Source organism: Streptomyces sp. NPDC046931 (assembly GCF_040644655.1).
In the GTDB taxonomy this organism is placed as follows: domain Bacteria; phylum Actinomycetota; class Actinomycetes; order Streptomycetales; family Streptomycetaceae; genus Streptomyces.
In genome coordinates this window covers 288,667-301,061 of sequence record NZ_JBEYWX010000006.1, presented here as the reverse complement: position 1 = coordinate 301,061, position 12,395 = coordinate 288,667, and the positions used below count along the sequence as shown (strand labels likewise).

Here is a 12,395-nt window from a genome sequence, read left to right as displayed (position 1 = left end):
TGGCCCCGGCCTTTTTCCTCGTACGTCCGTCCGCGTGCTTCCGGGTACGTCCTCCTGGTGCCTCGGAAGGCGGGGCCGTTCCCGGGAGGCGGACGCGCGGGGAAGCCGAGCAGCGGGCGCCGGCCGCCCGCCGTGGCCGCACCGACGGGAACGTCGAACGCCCGCCGCTCACAGGGGGGTTGAGCGAAGATCTCCCGAGGAGGCGTGCGGGACCCTCCCGTTCAGTGCGCGATGCCGTCGATCAGGTCGCGTGCGCCCTGCCGGAGGAGGGCGACGGCGACGGAGGTGCCGAGGGTGGCCGGGTCGAGGCGGCCGGCCCACTCGTGAGCGTTGAGCACGGTCTTGCCGTCCGGGGTGAACACGCAGGCCCGCAGCGAGAGTTCCCCGCCGCGCCCGGCACGGGCGAACCCGGCGATCGGGCTGTTGCAGTGGCCTTGCAGGACGTGCAGGAACATGCGCTCGGCGAGGGTTTCGCGGTGTGTGTCGGGGTCACCGAGGCCGCTTACGGTCTCGATGGTGTCGGTGTCGTCCTCACGGCACTGGAGGGCGAGAACACCCGCGCCGATCGGCGGCATCATCGTCTCCACCGGCAGGATCTCGCTGACCACGTCGGTGCGGCCGATCCGCTGCAGACCGGAGACGGCGAGGAGCAGGGCGTCGGCTTCCCCTGCGGCGAGCTTGTCCAGGCGGCGGTTCGCGTTGCCGCGCATCGGGACGCACTGGAGGTACGGGTGGGACGCGGCGAGCTGCGCGGTGCGGCGCACCGAGGAGGTGCCGATGCGTGTTCCGGCGGGCAGTTCGTCGAGAGTGCGGCCCGCGGGGTCGACGAGCGCGTCCCGGATGTCGTCGCGCTTGAGGAAGGCGGCGAACATCGTGCCGGCCGGCAGGGGACGGTCGGCGGGAATGTCCTTGACGCAGTGGACCGCCAGATCGGCCTCACCCGCCAGCAGTGCGGCGTCGACTTCCTTGGTGAAGGCGCCCTTTCCCTCCACGCGGGAGAGGTCGCCCATCCACTTGTCACCGGTCGTCTTCACCGGGATCACCTCGGTGCGCACCGTCGGGTGGAGCGCGGCCAGTTCGGCCCGGACTCTCTCCACCTGGGCGAGCGCCATCGGAGAGTCGCGGGAGACGATGCGGATGAGGTCGACGGGCATGAGGGCACGATAGTCCCTCGGCAGGGGCCGGGCGTACGATCTCCGGTTTGCCGCGTACGTCCCCGGGTACTGCGAGGCGTCGTCCGAGCGCATTCACCGACCGGGAGGTGCCTTATGTCCGCCCCCACCCCTTGCGCGTCCAAGGTGGCCCTGATCACCGGTTCCGACTCCGGCATCGGCCGCGCCACCGCCGTCCGGCTGGCCGAGGCGGGGATGGACATCGGCATCACCTGGCACAGCGACCACAAGGGCGCCGAGGAGACCGCCGAGGAGGTGCGCGGCAAGGGACGCCGGGCCGCCGTGGCACATCTGGACCTCACCCGGCTGCCCGCCGCCGCGGACACGATCGACGAGCTGGCTGAGGAACTCGGGCGTATCGACGTCCTGGTCAACAATGCCGGAACGGGGACGGCCACCCCCTTCCTGGATCTGGAGCCGGACGAGGTGCGCCGGGTTCTGGACGTCGACTTGCTCGGCCCGTTCCTGTGCGGACAGCGGGCGGCACGACGGATGATCCGGCAGGGCGACGGCGGCCGGATCGTCAATGTGACCTCCGTGCACGAACATCAGCCACGGGTGGGTGCCGCCCCGTACTGCGCGGCCAAGGGCGGCCTCGGTCTGCTCACCCAGGTCATGGCCCTGGAGCTGGCCGAGCACGGCATCACCGTCAACTCGGTGGCACCGGGCGAGATCGCCACGCCCATGACGGGCCAGGAGGACACGGACGTGCACAGCCGGCGCCGCACGGGCATTCCGCTCGGGCGCCCGGGCGACGCCCGCGAAGTCGCGGCCGTGATCGCCTTCCTCGCCGGTCCCGACGCCTCGTACGTCACCGGGGCGTCCTGGAGCGTGGACGGTGGCATGCTGCGGATGGGCCCGATGGCCGGATCGCATCTGACCGGCGACGACTGGCGGCGTCCTTGAGCGCGGGTCCCCGGCGGGCGCGGGCAGAGGACGCGTGGACGCCGTAGGCACAACGCCCCGCGGACAGCACACGAGCCCCCTCCGCATGCCGGGGAGGGGGCTCGTCACGGAGCGCCGGGCAGGCCTTGCACCTGCATCTCCCCACAGGAAGCGGGGCGTCTTTCCTTGGACCACCAACGCATAAGCAGCCACCGGGAGTTCCGGCGAGCGGCTCGTGATCGAGTTTACCGCATACGACGCCGGGCCCGTCGACCCGGTGCGAGGCACCCGCCGAGCGGTCGGGGGTGCTCAGCCGCCGGTGATCTCGTTGAACCGCTCGGCGCTGATGTTGCCGCCGGAGACGATGACGCCGATTCTGCGCGGCACGGGGGTGATCCGGTGGTCGAGCAGTGCGGCCAGGGCGCTGGCGCCGCTGGGTTCGATGACGAGCTTCATGCGTTCGAAGGCGAACCGCATGGCGTCCCGTATCCCCTCGTCGCCGACGAGGGCGATCTCGTCCACCAGCCGCCGGTTGATGGAGAAGGTCAGCTCACCCGGGATGTCCGCGGCCTGACCGTCGGCGATGGTGCGCGGCACCGGGATGGACACGCGCCGCCCGGCCTCCAGGGAGCGCTTGGTGTCGTCGCCGGCCTCCGGCTCGACGCCGATCACCCGCACGGCGGGCAGAAGCCCCTTGGCGGCCGTCGCGGTTCCGGCGATCAGCCCACCGCCGCCGACCGGCACCACGACGGCGTCCAACTCCCCGACCTCCTCCACGAGTTCGAGGGCCGCCGTGCCCTGTCCCGCGATGACGTGCGGATGTTCGTACGGGGGGATGAGGGCGAGTCCGCGTTCGGCCGCGAGCGCTTCCCCGATCGCGACGCGGTCCCCGGTGTAGCGGTCGTAGGTGACGATCTCCGCCCCGTATCCGGCGGTCGCCTCCCGCTTGGAGACCGGGGTGTCCTCCGGCATGACGATCACGGCACTGCTGCCCAACTCCCGGGCGGCCAGGGCGACGGCTTGCGCGTGGTTGCCGGAGGAGTACGCGGCGATGCCCTTCGCGAGTTGCCCGGAGGACAGCCGTGACGCGGCGTTGTACGCACCGCGGAACTTGAAGGCGCCGACACGCTGGAAGTTCTCGCACTTGACGAAGACCTCGGCGCCGACCAGCCGGTCCAGGGTGCGCGAGCGCAGCACCGGGGTGCGGTGGGCCACGCCCTTGATCCGCGCGGCGGCGTCCTGCACGTCCGCCAGGGTGACGTGCTGGGTGTCGGTCATGTTCCTGCTCCGTTCCGGGCCACCGGGTGAGCCCCCTGCGGTCGTCGACGCCATCACTCTGCTACGGGCTGGAATTTCTGTCCAGACCATGTACTCGTCGTCCAACCCCTGGGAACATCGCTCCTATACAGGAGAGACGGGCGGACTGCACATGGACGGACAGGCATGAGCGACGCGGACGGCGGGGGACCCGGCGGGCCCGGTACCGGCTCCGGGGGCGCGGCGAGCCGCGCGCGGTCCGGGACGGCGGCCGCCGAGCAGGACGCCGTCATCGCCGCGCTCACCCCCGTGATCGACGGGATCGCCGCCACCCTGGGGTCCTTCTGCGAAGTGGTGATCCATGACTTCCGGCGCCCGGAGCACTCCATCGTCGCCCTCGCCGGGTCGGTCACCGGCCGTGGTCTGGGCGGATCGATGAGCGAGATCGGCATGCACCTCCTGGCGCGCGGCGACCAGGCGCGCGACGAACTGAACTACCTCACCCGCACCCGGGACGGGAAGATGGTCAAGTCGTCGACCATGGTGCTCCGCGACTCGAGCGGCACGGTCTTCGGTGCCCTGTGCGTCAACCTCGACATCACCACCCTCAACCAGGTCCATGCGCTGGTCGGCGAGATCGCCGGTGTCGCCGCTTCCCCCGCGGCCGTACCGACCACGACGTTCGGCGACGACATCGGCGCGGTGCTGGACGCCATCGTCGACGAACACCAGCTCCGCCAGAACAAGCCGTGGGCCCAACTCGGCCGCGGGGAACGGCTTCAGCTGTTCCGCGACCTCGACCGGCGCGGCGTGTTCGCCGTACGCGGCGCGGTGCAGCAGGTCGCGGCCCGGCTCGGCGTCTCCCGGGCCTCCGCCTACAACTACCTCTCGGCGGCCCGCACCGAGGCCGGGGACGACACCGGACTGCCGGACGGCACACCGTGAGAGCCCCTGCGCCGTGAGCCCTCCGCCCCGGCTGCCAGGGGCACCGCAGCGGTATCGCGTCGGCGCTGGTGCCGACCGTGCGGCGTCGACACGCGCGGGGCGGGTACACGCACGGTACAGGGTCTCAGCAGGGAGGACACGGTGAGCGGATCAGCGGTGAGAGCGGTGGGGTGGGCGCGTTGCCTGCCGGTGAACAGCGGGGTGAAGGAGGCCCGGGACTGGGCTCGCGAGCACCTGAGGTCACTGGGCTGGACCGAGCGTGCGCCGCAGACGGTGGACGCGGTCCTGCTGACCATCTCGGAACTCGTCACCAATGCGCATGTGCACGCGCACAGCTCCGCGCAACTGGTGCTGACCTGGGACACGCGGTGTCTGCACGTGGCCGTCCACGACACCTCCAGCCACCTGCCCACGCCGCGTCCGCCGAGCGACGAAGGGCTCGGCGGACGCGGCATGCTGCTCGTCGACGCGCTGGCCGACGAGTGGCAGGCGCGGCCCTGCCCCGACGGCAAGATCGTCCACGCGTGCTTCAGACCACCCGCCCCGGGCACCGGCACCGACGGTTCGTGACCGGCGTACCGGCGGCGGATCGGTGGCCTCGCCTCAGGACACCGTCTCCCCCGCCGGGCCGGGGCGCCGGCGCAGGCGGCGCAGCATCCGGGCGCCTTCGAGGCCGACCTCCCGGGCGGCGGCCTCCATGGTGGCGCCGTGGCCCAGGAGGTGTTCGGCGCGCTCCAGGCGCAGGGTCTGCTGGTAGCGCAGGGGGCTCAGACCGTGGGTGGCCCGGCCGAAGCGGCGGGTGAGGGTGCGGGCGCTGACACCCGCGTACGAGGCCAGGGTGTCCAGCGGAAGCGGTTCGGTGAAGCGCTCGTCGATCAGGTCCTGGACGCGGTGCACGGCGTCGTCCAGATGGGCCCGGTGCCGCAGCATGGCGCTCGCCTGGGGCTCGTGGCCGTTGCGGCGGGTGTGTACGACCATGTCCCGGGCGACGCGGGCGGCGAGCGCGGGCCCGTGCCGCACGGCGACCAGGTGCAGGGCGAGGTCGATGCCGCTGGCGATACCCGCCGAGGTGACCACACGGTCGTCCGTGGTGAACAGGACGTCCCGGACCACGATCGCCCGCGGGTGACGGGCCGCCAGTTCGTCCTGCACATCGTGGTGCGTGGTACAGCGGCGCCCGTCCAGCAGTCCCGCCCGGCCGAGCGCCTCGGCCCCTGCGCACACACTGGCGACCGTGCCGCCGGCCGCGTGGTGGGCGCGCAGCCGCCGCAGGACGTCGTCGCCGATGCCCGGCCCGTCCCGCAGGGCGGGCGCGCGCCAGCCCGGCACCACGAGGAGGTCCTCGGTGGACAGGGCGGGCCACTCGGTGGTCGCGAGCAGCGGCAGTCCCTGAGCACTGACGACCTGCGACTGCTCGGCCGCATACGCCAGTTCGTACGGCCGCCCGAGGTCCGCCGCCGTGCTGAAGACCTGGGCGGGACCGGCCAGATCCAGCAGATGGACACCGGGCAGCAGAACGAAGACCACGCGGGTCACGCGCCGGACGCCTCCGCCTCGAGTTCGGCCACGGTGGCGATGCGGGCGAACCGGTCGCGCAGGACCGCCTCGGTGCGCTCGATGATCGCGGCGGGGCTCAGTTCGCCGATGGGGTGGGTGGCGGTGGCGTCGGTGACGAACACCATGCGGTAGCCGAGGTCGCTGCCGACGCGGGTGGTGGTCTCCACGCACTGCTCGGTGCGGATGCCGCACACCCGCAGCTCACGGATGCCGGCCTCGGTGAGCAGCTGCTGAAGGTTGGTCGTGGTGAAGGCGTTGTGGGACGTCTTGTGCAGCACCGGCTCACCCGGCCGCGGGCCGTCCAGCTCCGCCAGGGGCCGGATGTGCCCCGACTCCGGATCGAAGGCGCCCCCGGAACCCGGCTCGGTGTGCAGCACCCAGACGACGAGGTCGCCGGCGGCGCGGGCCAGCGCGACCAGCCGGTCCACCGGCTCGGCGATCTTCGGGTCGGAAATCCGTTCCCACAGCGGGTGGGCGCGGAACGATTCCTGGACATCGACAACGATCAGTGCGCGATTCATGACACCCATTGTGAGCGGGCACGATGCCTTGATCGAAGACCTGATCAGGGCTCGTGGCGGAACGATCCGGTCACACGGGGACGCTGCGGTCGGCGGATGACCCCACGAAGGCGACACATGTGACCTGACCCACACGTCAGCCTGTGGTTCTCCCCACACTTCGGGACAAAGGCGGCCCATAGTGACGGCCCTCACCTCACGGATCGGGCGTTTTGTCTACGTTCGACGTTCAGTGCCCCTTCCATACGACCTGCTGAGGCCTGCTTGACCATGCTCTTCCGACCGTTCTCCCCGCGACGCCCGGGGACCGCAGGCGGGCGCCGAGGCAAGCGCGCCACCGTCTGCGCCGGTGTACTCCTGGCCTCGGTGACGGGCCTGTTCTCGGCCGGCGCCCTCCACTCGGCGCCGGCGGACGCGGCCACGTCTCCGGCGAAAACCACCCCGTCCCAGGCCGTCCCCCACACCCCCGCCGAGTCGCCCATGCCGGTGCACCCCCAGGCCAGGACACGGGTGACCGCCGCGGTGCTCGACCTGGACGGCACGGGCCGGGAGCCCACGGTCCACGGGGCCGACACCCGGTACGACACCGCGAGCATCGTCAAGGTCGACATCCTCGCCGCGGTGATGCTCCAGGCACAGGACGCGCGACGGCCGCTGACCGCGCAGGAGCACGCTCACGCGGAGGCGATGATCCGGCACAGCGACAATGCGTCGGCGACTGCGCTGTGGCGGCAGATCGGCGGAGCCCACGGGCTCGAGGCGGCCAACAGGCGATTGGGGCTGACCGCCACCAAGGGCGGCCCCGGCCTGCTGTGGGGGCTGACACAGACGACGGCCCGGGACCAGATACGGCTGCTGCGGGCGGTGTTCGACACCGGCCCGGCGGCGCACCCGGCCTCACCGGCACTGCGCGCGGACTCGCGGGAATACATCCGGACGCTGATGACCCGTATCGAAAAGGACCAGGCGTGGGGGGTCTCGGCGGCCGCGGGCTCGGGGTGGGCCTTGAAGAACGGATGGCTGCAACGCACCACGACCGGGCTGTGGGACGTCAACAGCATCGGGCAGATCACCGTGAAGGGACACCGCTATCTGGTCGCGGTCCTCTCGGACGGCAGCACCTCGATGAAGGGCGGTGTCGCCCTGGTGGAGGGTTCGGCGCGGGACGCCGTGCGCTCGGCTTCCGGCCGCTGACGACCCGTCGGGGGACCCGGACATGGGTGTGGGGCCGGCGCGTGCGCCGGCCCCACACCCATGGGATGCGCCGGTGTCACCAGCGGTACCAGCGGCCCTTGCGTCCACCGGGGCCGGCCGGCCGGACGATGAAGCCCAGCAGCCAGAGCACCAGCACGACGACCGCGATCCACCACAGGGCCTTCAGCGCGAATCCGGCACCGAAGAGAATCAGTGCGAGCAGCAGAACCAGAAGCAGGGGAACCATAGTTATCAACCTCCGCCGCTCCGTCTGCCCCTGATCTCCTGGGTACACGCGCTCGAAAACCATGGTTTCTTCACTGCTGGTGCGGGCACTCGCCGTCTTTTGACGGTCCGCCGGGGCGGGGCCCGTCGCGACCTCAGTGCCTGGTCTCCCACCACAGCAGCACCAGGGTCACGGCACAGCTCCCCAGCTTGTACGCCGCGCCCTGAAGGAACCGGTCGGGGACGTAGCGCCCATGGCGGCGCAGCCACATGTACAGGCGACAGACGTCACGTCTGAGCCACGCGCCCCTGTCCGACGGATGCTTCCGCTGCCGATTCGCATGACGCTCCTTCATCACGGATCCCCTCTCGTCTGTAGGCGTGGCCATATGCCCGCGACTGCCCGAGAACGCTCCGTGTAGAAGCCGCACGACTCCGAACGCAGGATGACGATCACCCTTTCGTCGGGTCTTCCCCCGCTTCCGTCGGCGCGTCGGCGCGCAAAGCACGGGACCGCGGCCCTCACCGGCCGCGGTCCCGTCTCTCATGCGGTACCGGCTAGGAGGCGTCCAGCACCGTGCCGGTGACCACCGGCCCGGTCTGCGGTCCGTCGGTGCCGTCGGTCAGTTGCAGGTGAACCGACTCCGCGGATTCGGCCACCGCGTCCCGGATCGTGGGCACGGCTACTTCGGTGCTGAGCTGCCCGGGCGGCACCTGTGTCCACACAGACAACTGCTCGATCCGGGACAGCGGCCGCTCCGGGTCCGGCGCCTGACCGGAGTTGTCGAGAAGCCACCGCGGATCGACGTCCTTGGTGGACAGTTCGGGACTGCCGGAGACCGGCAGTACGCCGAACACCGCGGGTATGTGCGTGTCGGCCGGCGCGGACAGCGTGACCCGCCACTTCAGGCTCTGTCCCTCTGTGACCTTGTCGGCAAGGGGCGTCAAGGTGATCCTCGGCATCGGGTCGTCGTTCTCCACGGTCACTCCGCCGCGGTGCGAACCGACCACGGAACCCCTGACCGCCTTCACGAAGACGTCGTGCTCCACGCCGTAGCCGAAGCGGGTGTTGCCCGTCACCTTCACCGGTACGTCGATGCCGCCGGCTCCGGGCCGCACGGTCACCAGCCGGGTCGTGGCCCTGCCGGTGACGGGGTCGGCGACGTACAAGCGCACCTGGCCGCTGCCGTGACCGGAGACCCGGACCGGCACGTGGTAAGTGCGGGTTCCGGAGTTCCCCTCCTTGACGGTCAGCCGGCCGAGGTCGACGCGGGCCAGCGCGGCCGGCCGTGCCTCGGGAGTGCCGGGCCGCCAGCCCCATGCGTCCATCAGCCATGCCCGTCCACTGCGGCTCCGCGGTGTCAGGTCAAGGGTGCCGATCCGGCGCAGGTCCACTCCGGCCCGGGCCGCGGCCGTGAGCGGCACACGCACCTCCCGGGCCCAGTACGAGGCGGTCCGGTCCGTTCCGGGCAGACCGTCGACGCGGACACGGCCCAGCGTCGCCCGGTGCCCCGAGGCATCGGCGACCGCGACGTCCAGCTGAGTCCCGGTGCTGCCGGGCGGCACGATCACACGCAGGGAGAGTGCCTTGGCACCCTCGAGTGAGACGGGCCGCGCATTCCGTACCCGCACCGCGGCACCCGCCGCGGACCAGGTCAGCGCCACCGCCCGGCGCCCCGCCTCCTTGTCGGTCTCCCACCGCACGAAGTGCGGCGAGGCCCCGGGGGTGGAGGAGTCCAGGCAGGCGGTCGCCGGTGCCGGGTCCACCGCGGCGCACAGCCGGCCGCCGTGCACGGTGACGGAAGTGTCCGGAAGGAACGTTCCGGTGCGGCGTGCGCCCACCGCGTGCGTCAGCACGCGCGCGGGGTCCGCCGACGGCGCTCGCAGGTTCGAGCCGTCCAGCAGGGGACGCGCCCGGTCGTCGCCCGCGACGAACAGCCGGGCCGCCGCCGCGATGTACGTGGCACCCGCCTGCTGCTGCTGCGCCGCGGTCAGCCGGGTCGCGCTGCCTGGTGAGCACACCCGGTCCCGCTGGTCGCCGGTGAAGAAGTCGTCCTCGGCCGGCGCCTGGGCCTGCCCGGGAGTCCACTCGCTGTTGAAGAAGTTGTGGTCGGCGCCCACCACGTACAGGGCGCTGTGCAGGGCGGTACCGCGGCTGACCCCACGGGTGCCGTCCACGTACACCTCACCCTGCAGATCGGACACGTCGCCGTCGCAGCCCGGCAGGATCGTCGCCGACGGCACGTCCGCGACCGGGTTCTGCCCGAAGATCGTGGGACCGATGAGGACGGTGCCCCGGATGCGCCAGCGCACCGGGCCCCGGTAGCCGTCCTGCCCGGCGGGCGGCGCGTCCAGGCTGTCCATGGCGGCGCGGTTCACGCCCTCGCCGCCCCGTGAGTGCCCCACGAGCAGGACACGGGACAGATCGGCGCGTGGCGCCCGGCGTACCACCGCCGGCGCCGTGCCGGGGCGGGCCGCCCAGTCCGCCCAGCGGGCGAGGTGAAGGCGTACCAGCGAGGAACGGGCCTGTGCTCCACCGTCCTCCGCCGCGAAGTCCTGCCCGTTGATTCCGTTGGCGGAGACGGACACGGTCACATACCCCTGGGAGGCCAGGAGTTTCTGGTCCCGCAGATAGCCCCGGTAGCTCGGCACGGGGCGGGCGCCGGCCGGGCACGGCCATGCGCCGGTCGCCTCGTTCCCGGCGTAGCAGGTGGAGTGACGACCGTGGAGGAACAGCGCGAGGGGGCGGTGGCCGCTGGCTCCGGTCGGCGCCACGACCACGGCCTTCATCTCCACGGGGGCCCGGAAGCCCGGCAGCCGTACGGAGGGGAGGGTGTACTCGCCCGTGACGGTGCGGTACCGGCCCGGGGTGCCGGGGTCGACGGGGTTCGCCGGCAGCGCGGCCGGTGCCCGGCCCGCCGAATCGTCCGCCGGTATTCGGGAGATGCGGCCCCGCGTGTCGAGCCGGCGGCCCCCTGCCCGCACTTCGAGGTGTGTGAGGGAGTCGGGACGCGCATGGCCGAGCGCGAGCCGGAAGGTATGCCCGTCCTGGGCGGCTCTCGGCGCGCCGAGCAGACGGTCTCCGGCGTAGAACTCGACGCGGGCGTTCCCCATCGGCACCCGTGCGTCGGACCGCCACACCAGCTGACGGCGGGTGCCCTCGCCGGTGATCCGCCAGCGGGGAGGCAGCGTGTCGTCGGTATCGGCCGAGGCGGCTAACGGTCTTTGCCCGTGGGTCTGTTGGGCCTGCGCCGCCCCTGTCGGCGCTCCCATTATCGCGAGTATCGCGGCTGCGGTCGCCCATGTGCGCCGGGCACGGATCACAGTGCTTTCCTCCTCCGGATCGCCGGGGGTCTCCCCGGGAAGCCACGTCGCAACGGAGGACGACGAGGGGGGGCCTGTGCGTTGCCTGTGAAGGACCGGCATTCATGAGTTGTGCAACAGCGGTGCATTTCTCGGGCCAAGGGTGGCACCCAGGCTGTCATGGGACGGATGGCACGACGCATGGCGGCCATGCGGGGCGATGTGCAGGCCGCGGCGCATGCGGTACGACGGGCGGCCGCGGCACCCGGCCGGGAGCGGGACCTGGCCGTGCAGGCGGTGAAGGCGGCGCTGGCCGCATGGGTGGCGTGGGCGGTGGCGGGCTGGTGGCTGAAGGCTCCGGTGGCGTTCGTGGCGCCGTGGGTGGCGGTCGTCCTGGTGGAGTCCACGGTGTACCGGTCGATCGCCCACGGCCTGCAACAGCTGGCGGCGATCGCCACCGGCACCGTCATCGCCACCGCGGTCGCCATGGCCCTGGACGACACCATGGTGGCGATGGCGCTGGTCCTGCCCACCGCCGTGCTGCTGGGCAACTGGCAGCGTCTGGGAAGCCAGGGGATCTACGCGGCGACGGGCGCGCTGTTCGTCCTCACCCGTTCCCCGGTCACGATCGCCGCCTCGGCGGCCCGGATCGCCGAGGCGCTCTTCGGCGCCGCGGTCGGGATCGCGGTCAACGCGCTGATCCGGCCCCCGGTGTATCTGCGCGACAGCCGCGCCGCGCTCCGGGACGCCGCGGAGGAGACGCACCGGATCCTGAAGGATGTGGCTCTGGGCCTGGCCGAGAGCCGGTGGGACACCGAGGAGGCCGCGGCCTGGCACGAAAGGGCCCTGCGCCTGCAACGCCTGGTCGACCAGGCCCGCGCGGCGCTCGGGTGGAGCCGGGAGAGCCTGCGGATAAACCCGCGCCGGCGGGCCCGTGTCACCGCGCCGGGCAAGGAGTACGACGACGCCATCGTGGTGCTGGACCACGCTGCCGTGCACACCGCCGAGGTGACGCGGACCGTCCTGAAAGCCGCGGGGGAAGAACGCCGGGAGACCCGACCGCATCCGCGTCTCGCCGAGCCGTACGCGGACTTTCTGCGGCGGACCGCCGAGGCGGTCCGGCTCTACGGTCTGATGCGGTTCGGCCACCGCCGCGAGCAGGAGTTCCGCGATGCGGTGCGGGAGTTGCGGGAAACACTCGACGAACTCCGCCGCCGGCTGCACGGCTCGCCGCCGGAGGATCCCGACCGCCTGGCGACCTACGGCACCTTGCTGGCCCAGGCCCACCGCCTGTCCGACCAGCTGGCCGGCGCCGCGGCCCGGTGATCCGGAGCCG

At 72.2% G+C, this 12,395-nt stretch carries 12 protein-coding genes; 5 read left to right on the top strand and 7 right to left on the bottom strand.

Annotated elements, in window-relative coordinates; genetic code table 11:
• Window positions 1-221: 221 nt before the first annotated feature.
• The gene (hemC, locus tag ABZ876_RS15080) at window positions 222-1,154 is read right to left on the bottom strand and encodes a hydroxymethylbilane synthase (protein ID WP_361779819.1); all 933 of its coding nucleotides are present in this window, start codon (window positions 1,152-1,154) and stop codon (window positions 222-224) included.
• 114 nt (window positions 1,155-1,268) lie between these two features.
• Here hemC and ABZ876_RS15075 point away from each other — a divergent pair, with 114 nt between their 5' ends.
• Window positions 1,269-2,078, top strand: coding sequence for an SDR family oxidoreductase (locus tag ABZ876_RS15075; RefSeq protein ID WP_361779818.1), 810 nt, complete (start codon window positions 1,269-1,271; stop codon window positions 2,076-2,078).
• Between the two features lie 288 nt (window positions 2,079-2,366).
• On the opposite strand, the gene ABZ876_RS15070 is transcribed toward ABZ876_RS15075, so the two are convergent.
• Window positions 2,367-3,335 (bottom strand): pyridoxal-phosphate dependent enzyme, encoded by a 969-nt coding sequence (locus tag ABZ876_RS15070; protein WP_361779815.1) that lies wholly within the window; start codon window positions 3,333-3,335, stop codon window positions 2,367-2,369.
• A gap of 165 nt (window positions 3,336-3,500) precedes the next feature.
• Here ABZ876_RS15070 and ABZ876_RS15065 point away from each other — a divergent pair, with 165 nt between their 5' ends.
• Together ABZ876_RS15065 and ABZ876_RS15060 are read left to right on the top strand one after the other, a co-directional pair.
• Complete coding sequence (locus ABZ876_RS15065) at window positions 3,501-4,259, top strand: PAS domain-containing protein (protein ID WP_361779812.1); 759 nt, start codon at window positions 3,501-3,503, stop codon at window positions 4,257-4,259.
• 141 nt (window positions 4,260-4,400) lie between these two features.
• Window positions 4,401-4,829 (top strand): ATP-binding protein, encoded by a 429-nt coding sequence (locus tag ABZ876_RS15060; protein WP_361779809.1) that lies wholly within the window; start codon window positions 4,401-4,403, stop codon window positions 4,827-4,829.
• Between the two features lie 33 nt (window positions 4,830-4,862).
• Here ABZ876_RS15060 and ABZ876_RS15055 read toward each other — a convergent pair whose 3' ends face one another.
• Window positions 4,863-5,795 (bottom strand): DJ-1/PfpI family protein, encoded by a 933-nt coding sequence (locus ABZ876_RS15055; protein ID WP_361779806.1) that lies wholly within the window; start codon window positions 5,793-5,795, stop codon window positions 4,863-4,865.
• Window positions 5,792-6,337, bottom strand: a complete 546-nt coding sequence (locus tag ABZ876_RS15050; protein WP_361779803.1) for an isochorismatase family protein — start codon at window positions 6,335-6,337, stop codon at window positions 5,792-5,794. Before ABZ876_RS15050 ends, ABZ876_RS15055 begins: the two co-directional genes overlap by 4 nt.
• A gap of 270 nt (window positions 6,338-6,607) precedes the next feature.
• On the opposite strand from ABZ876_RS15050, the gene ABZ876_RS15045 reads away from it, so the two are divergent.
• Entirely contained in the window at window positions 6,608-7,531 is a 924-nt protein-coding gene (locus ABZ876_RS15045; RefSeq protein WP_361779800.1) for a serine hydrolase, read from the top strand.
• A gap of 76 nt (window positions 7,532-7,607) precedes the next feature.
• Here the strand turns inward: ABZ876_RS15045 and ABZ876_RS15040 are convergent, their stop codons facing one another.
• The 3 genes from ABZ876_RS15040 to ABZ876_RS15030 form a co-directional block, all read right to left on the bottom strand.
• Window positions 7,608-7,778 (bottom strand): hydrophobic protein, encoded by a 171-nt coding sequence (locus tag ABZ876_RS15040; RefSeq protein WP_361779797.1) that lies wholly within the window; start codon window positions 7,776-7,778, stop codon window positions 7,608-7,610.
• Window positions 7,779-7,911: 133 nt separating this feature from the next.
• Window positions 7,912-8,112, bottom strand: a complete 201-nt coding sequence (locus tag ABZ876_RS15035; protein ID WP_361779794.1) for a hypothetical protein — start codon at window positions 8,110-8,112, stop codon at window positions 7,912-7,914.
• A gap of 202 nt (window positions 8,113-8,314) precedes the next feature.
• Window positions 8,315-11,029: a hypothetical protein gene (locus ABZ876_RS15030; RefSeq protein ID WP_361779791.1), complete on the bottom strand. Its 2,715-nt coding sequence runs from the start codon at window positions 11,027-11,029 to the stop codon at window positions 8,315-8,317.
• Window positions 11,030-11,248: 219 nt separating this feature from the next.
• Here ABZ876_RS15030 and ABZ876_RS15025 point away from each other — a divergent pair, with 219 nt between their 5' ends.
• Window positions 11,249-12,385 carry an aromatic acid exporter family protein gene (locus tag ABZ876_RS15025; RefSeq protein WP_361779788.1) on the top strand — a complete coding sequence of 379 codons (1,137 nt, stop codon included), beginning with the start codon at window positions 11,249-11,251 and terminating at the stop codon, window positions 12,383-12,385.
• The last annotated feature ends 10 nt before the right edge of the window (window positions 12,386-12,395 follow it).

What these genes read in the sequence shown, in the direction of transcription:
- hemC (WP_361779819.1), bottom strand. Translation starts at nt 1,154, where the DNA reads ATGCCCGTCGACCTCATCCGCATCGTCTCCCGCGACTCTCCGATGGCG.
- ABZ876_RS15075 (WP_361779818.1), top strand. Translation starts at nt 1,269, where the DNA reads ATGTCCGCCCCCACCCCTTGCGCGTCCAAGGTGGCCCTGATCACCGGT.
- ABZ876_RS15070 (WP_361779815.1), bottom strand. Translation starts at nt 3,335, where the DNA reads ATGACCGACACCCAGCACGTCACCCTGGCGGACGTGCAGGACGCCGCC.
- ABZ876_RS15065 (WP_361779812.1), top strand. Translation starts at nt 3,501, where the DNA reads ATGAGCGACGCGGACGGCGGGGGACCCGGCGGGCCCGGTACCGGCTCC.
- ABZ876_RS15050 (WP_361779803.1), bottom strand. Translation starts at nt 6,337, where the DNA reads ATGAATCGCGCACTGATCGTTGTCGATGTCCAGGAATCGTTCCGCGCC.
- ABZ876_RS15045 (WP_361779800.1), top strand. Translation starts at nt 6,608, where the DNA reads ATGCTCTTCCGACCGTTCTCCCCGCGACGCCCGGGGACCGCAGGCGGG.
- ABZ876_RS15040 (WP_361779797.1), bottom strand. Translation starts at nt 7,778, where the DNA reads ATGGTTCCCCTGCTTCTGGTTCTGCTGCTCGCACTGATTCTCTTCGGT.
- ABZ876_RS15035 (WP_361779794.1), bottom strand. Translation starts at nt 8,112, where the DNA reads ATGAAGGAGCGTCATGCGAATCGGCAGCGGAAGCATCCGTCGGACAGG.
- ABZ876_RS15030 (WP_361779791.1), bottom strand. Translation starts at nt 11,029, where the DNA reads ATGGGAGCGCCGACAGGGGCGGCGCAGGCCCAACAGACCCACGGGCAA.
- ABZ876_RS15025 (WP_361779788.1), top strand. Translation starts at nt 11,249, where the DNA reads ATGGCACGACGCATGGCGGCCATGCGGGGCGATGTGCAGGCCGCGGCG.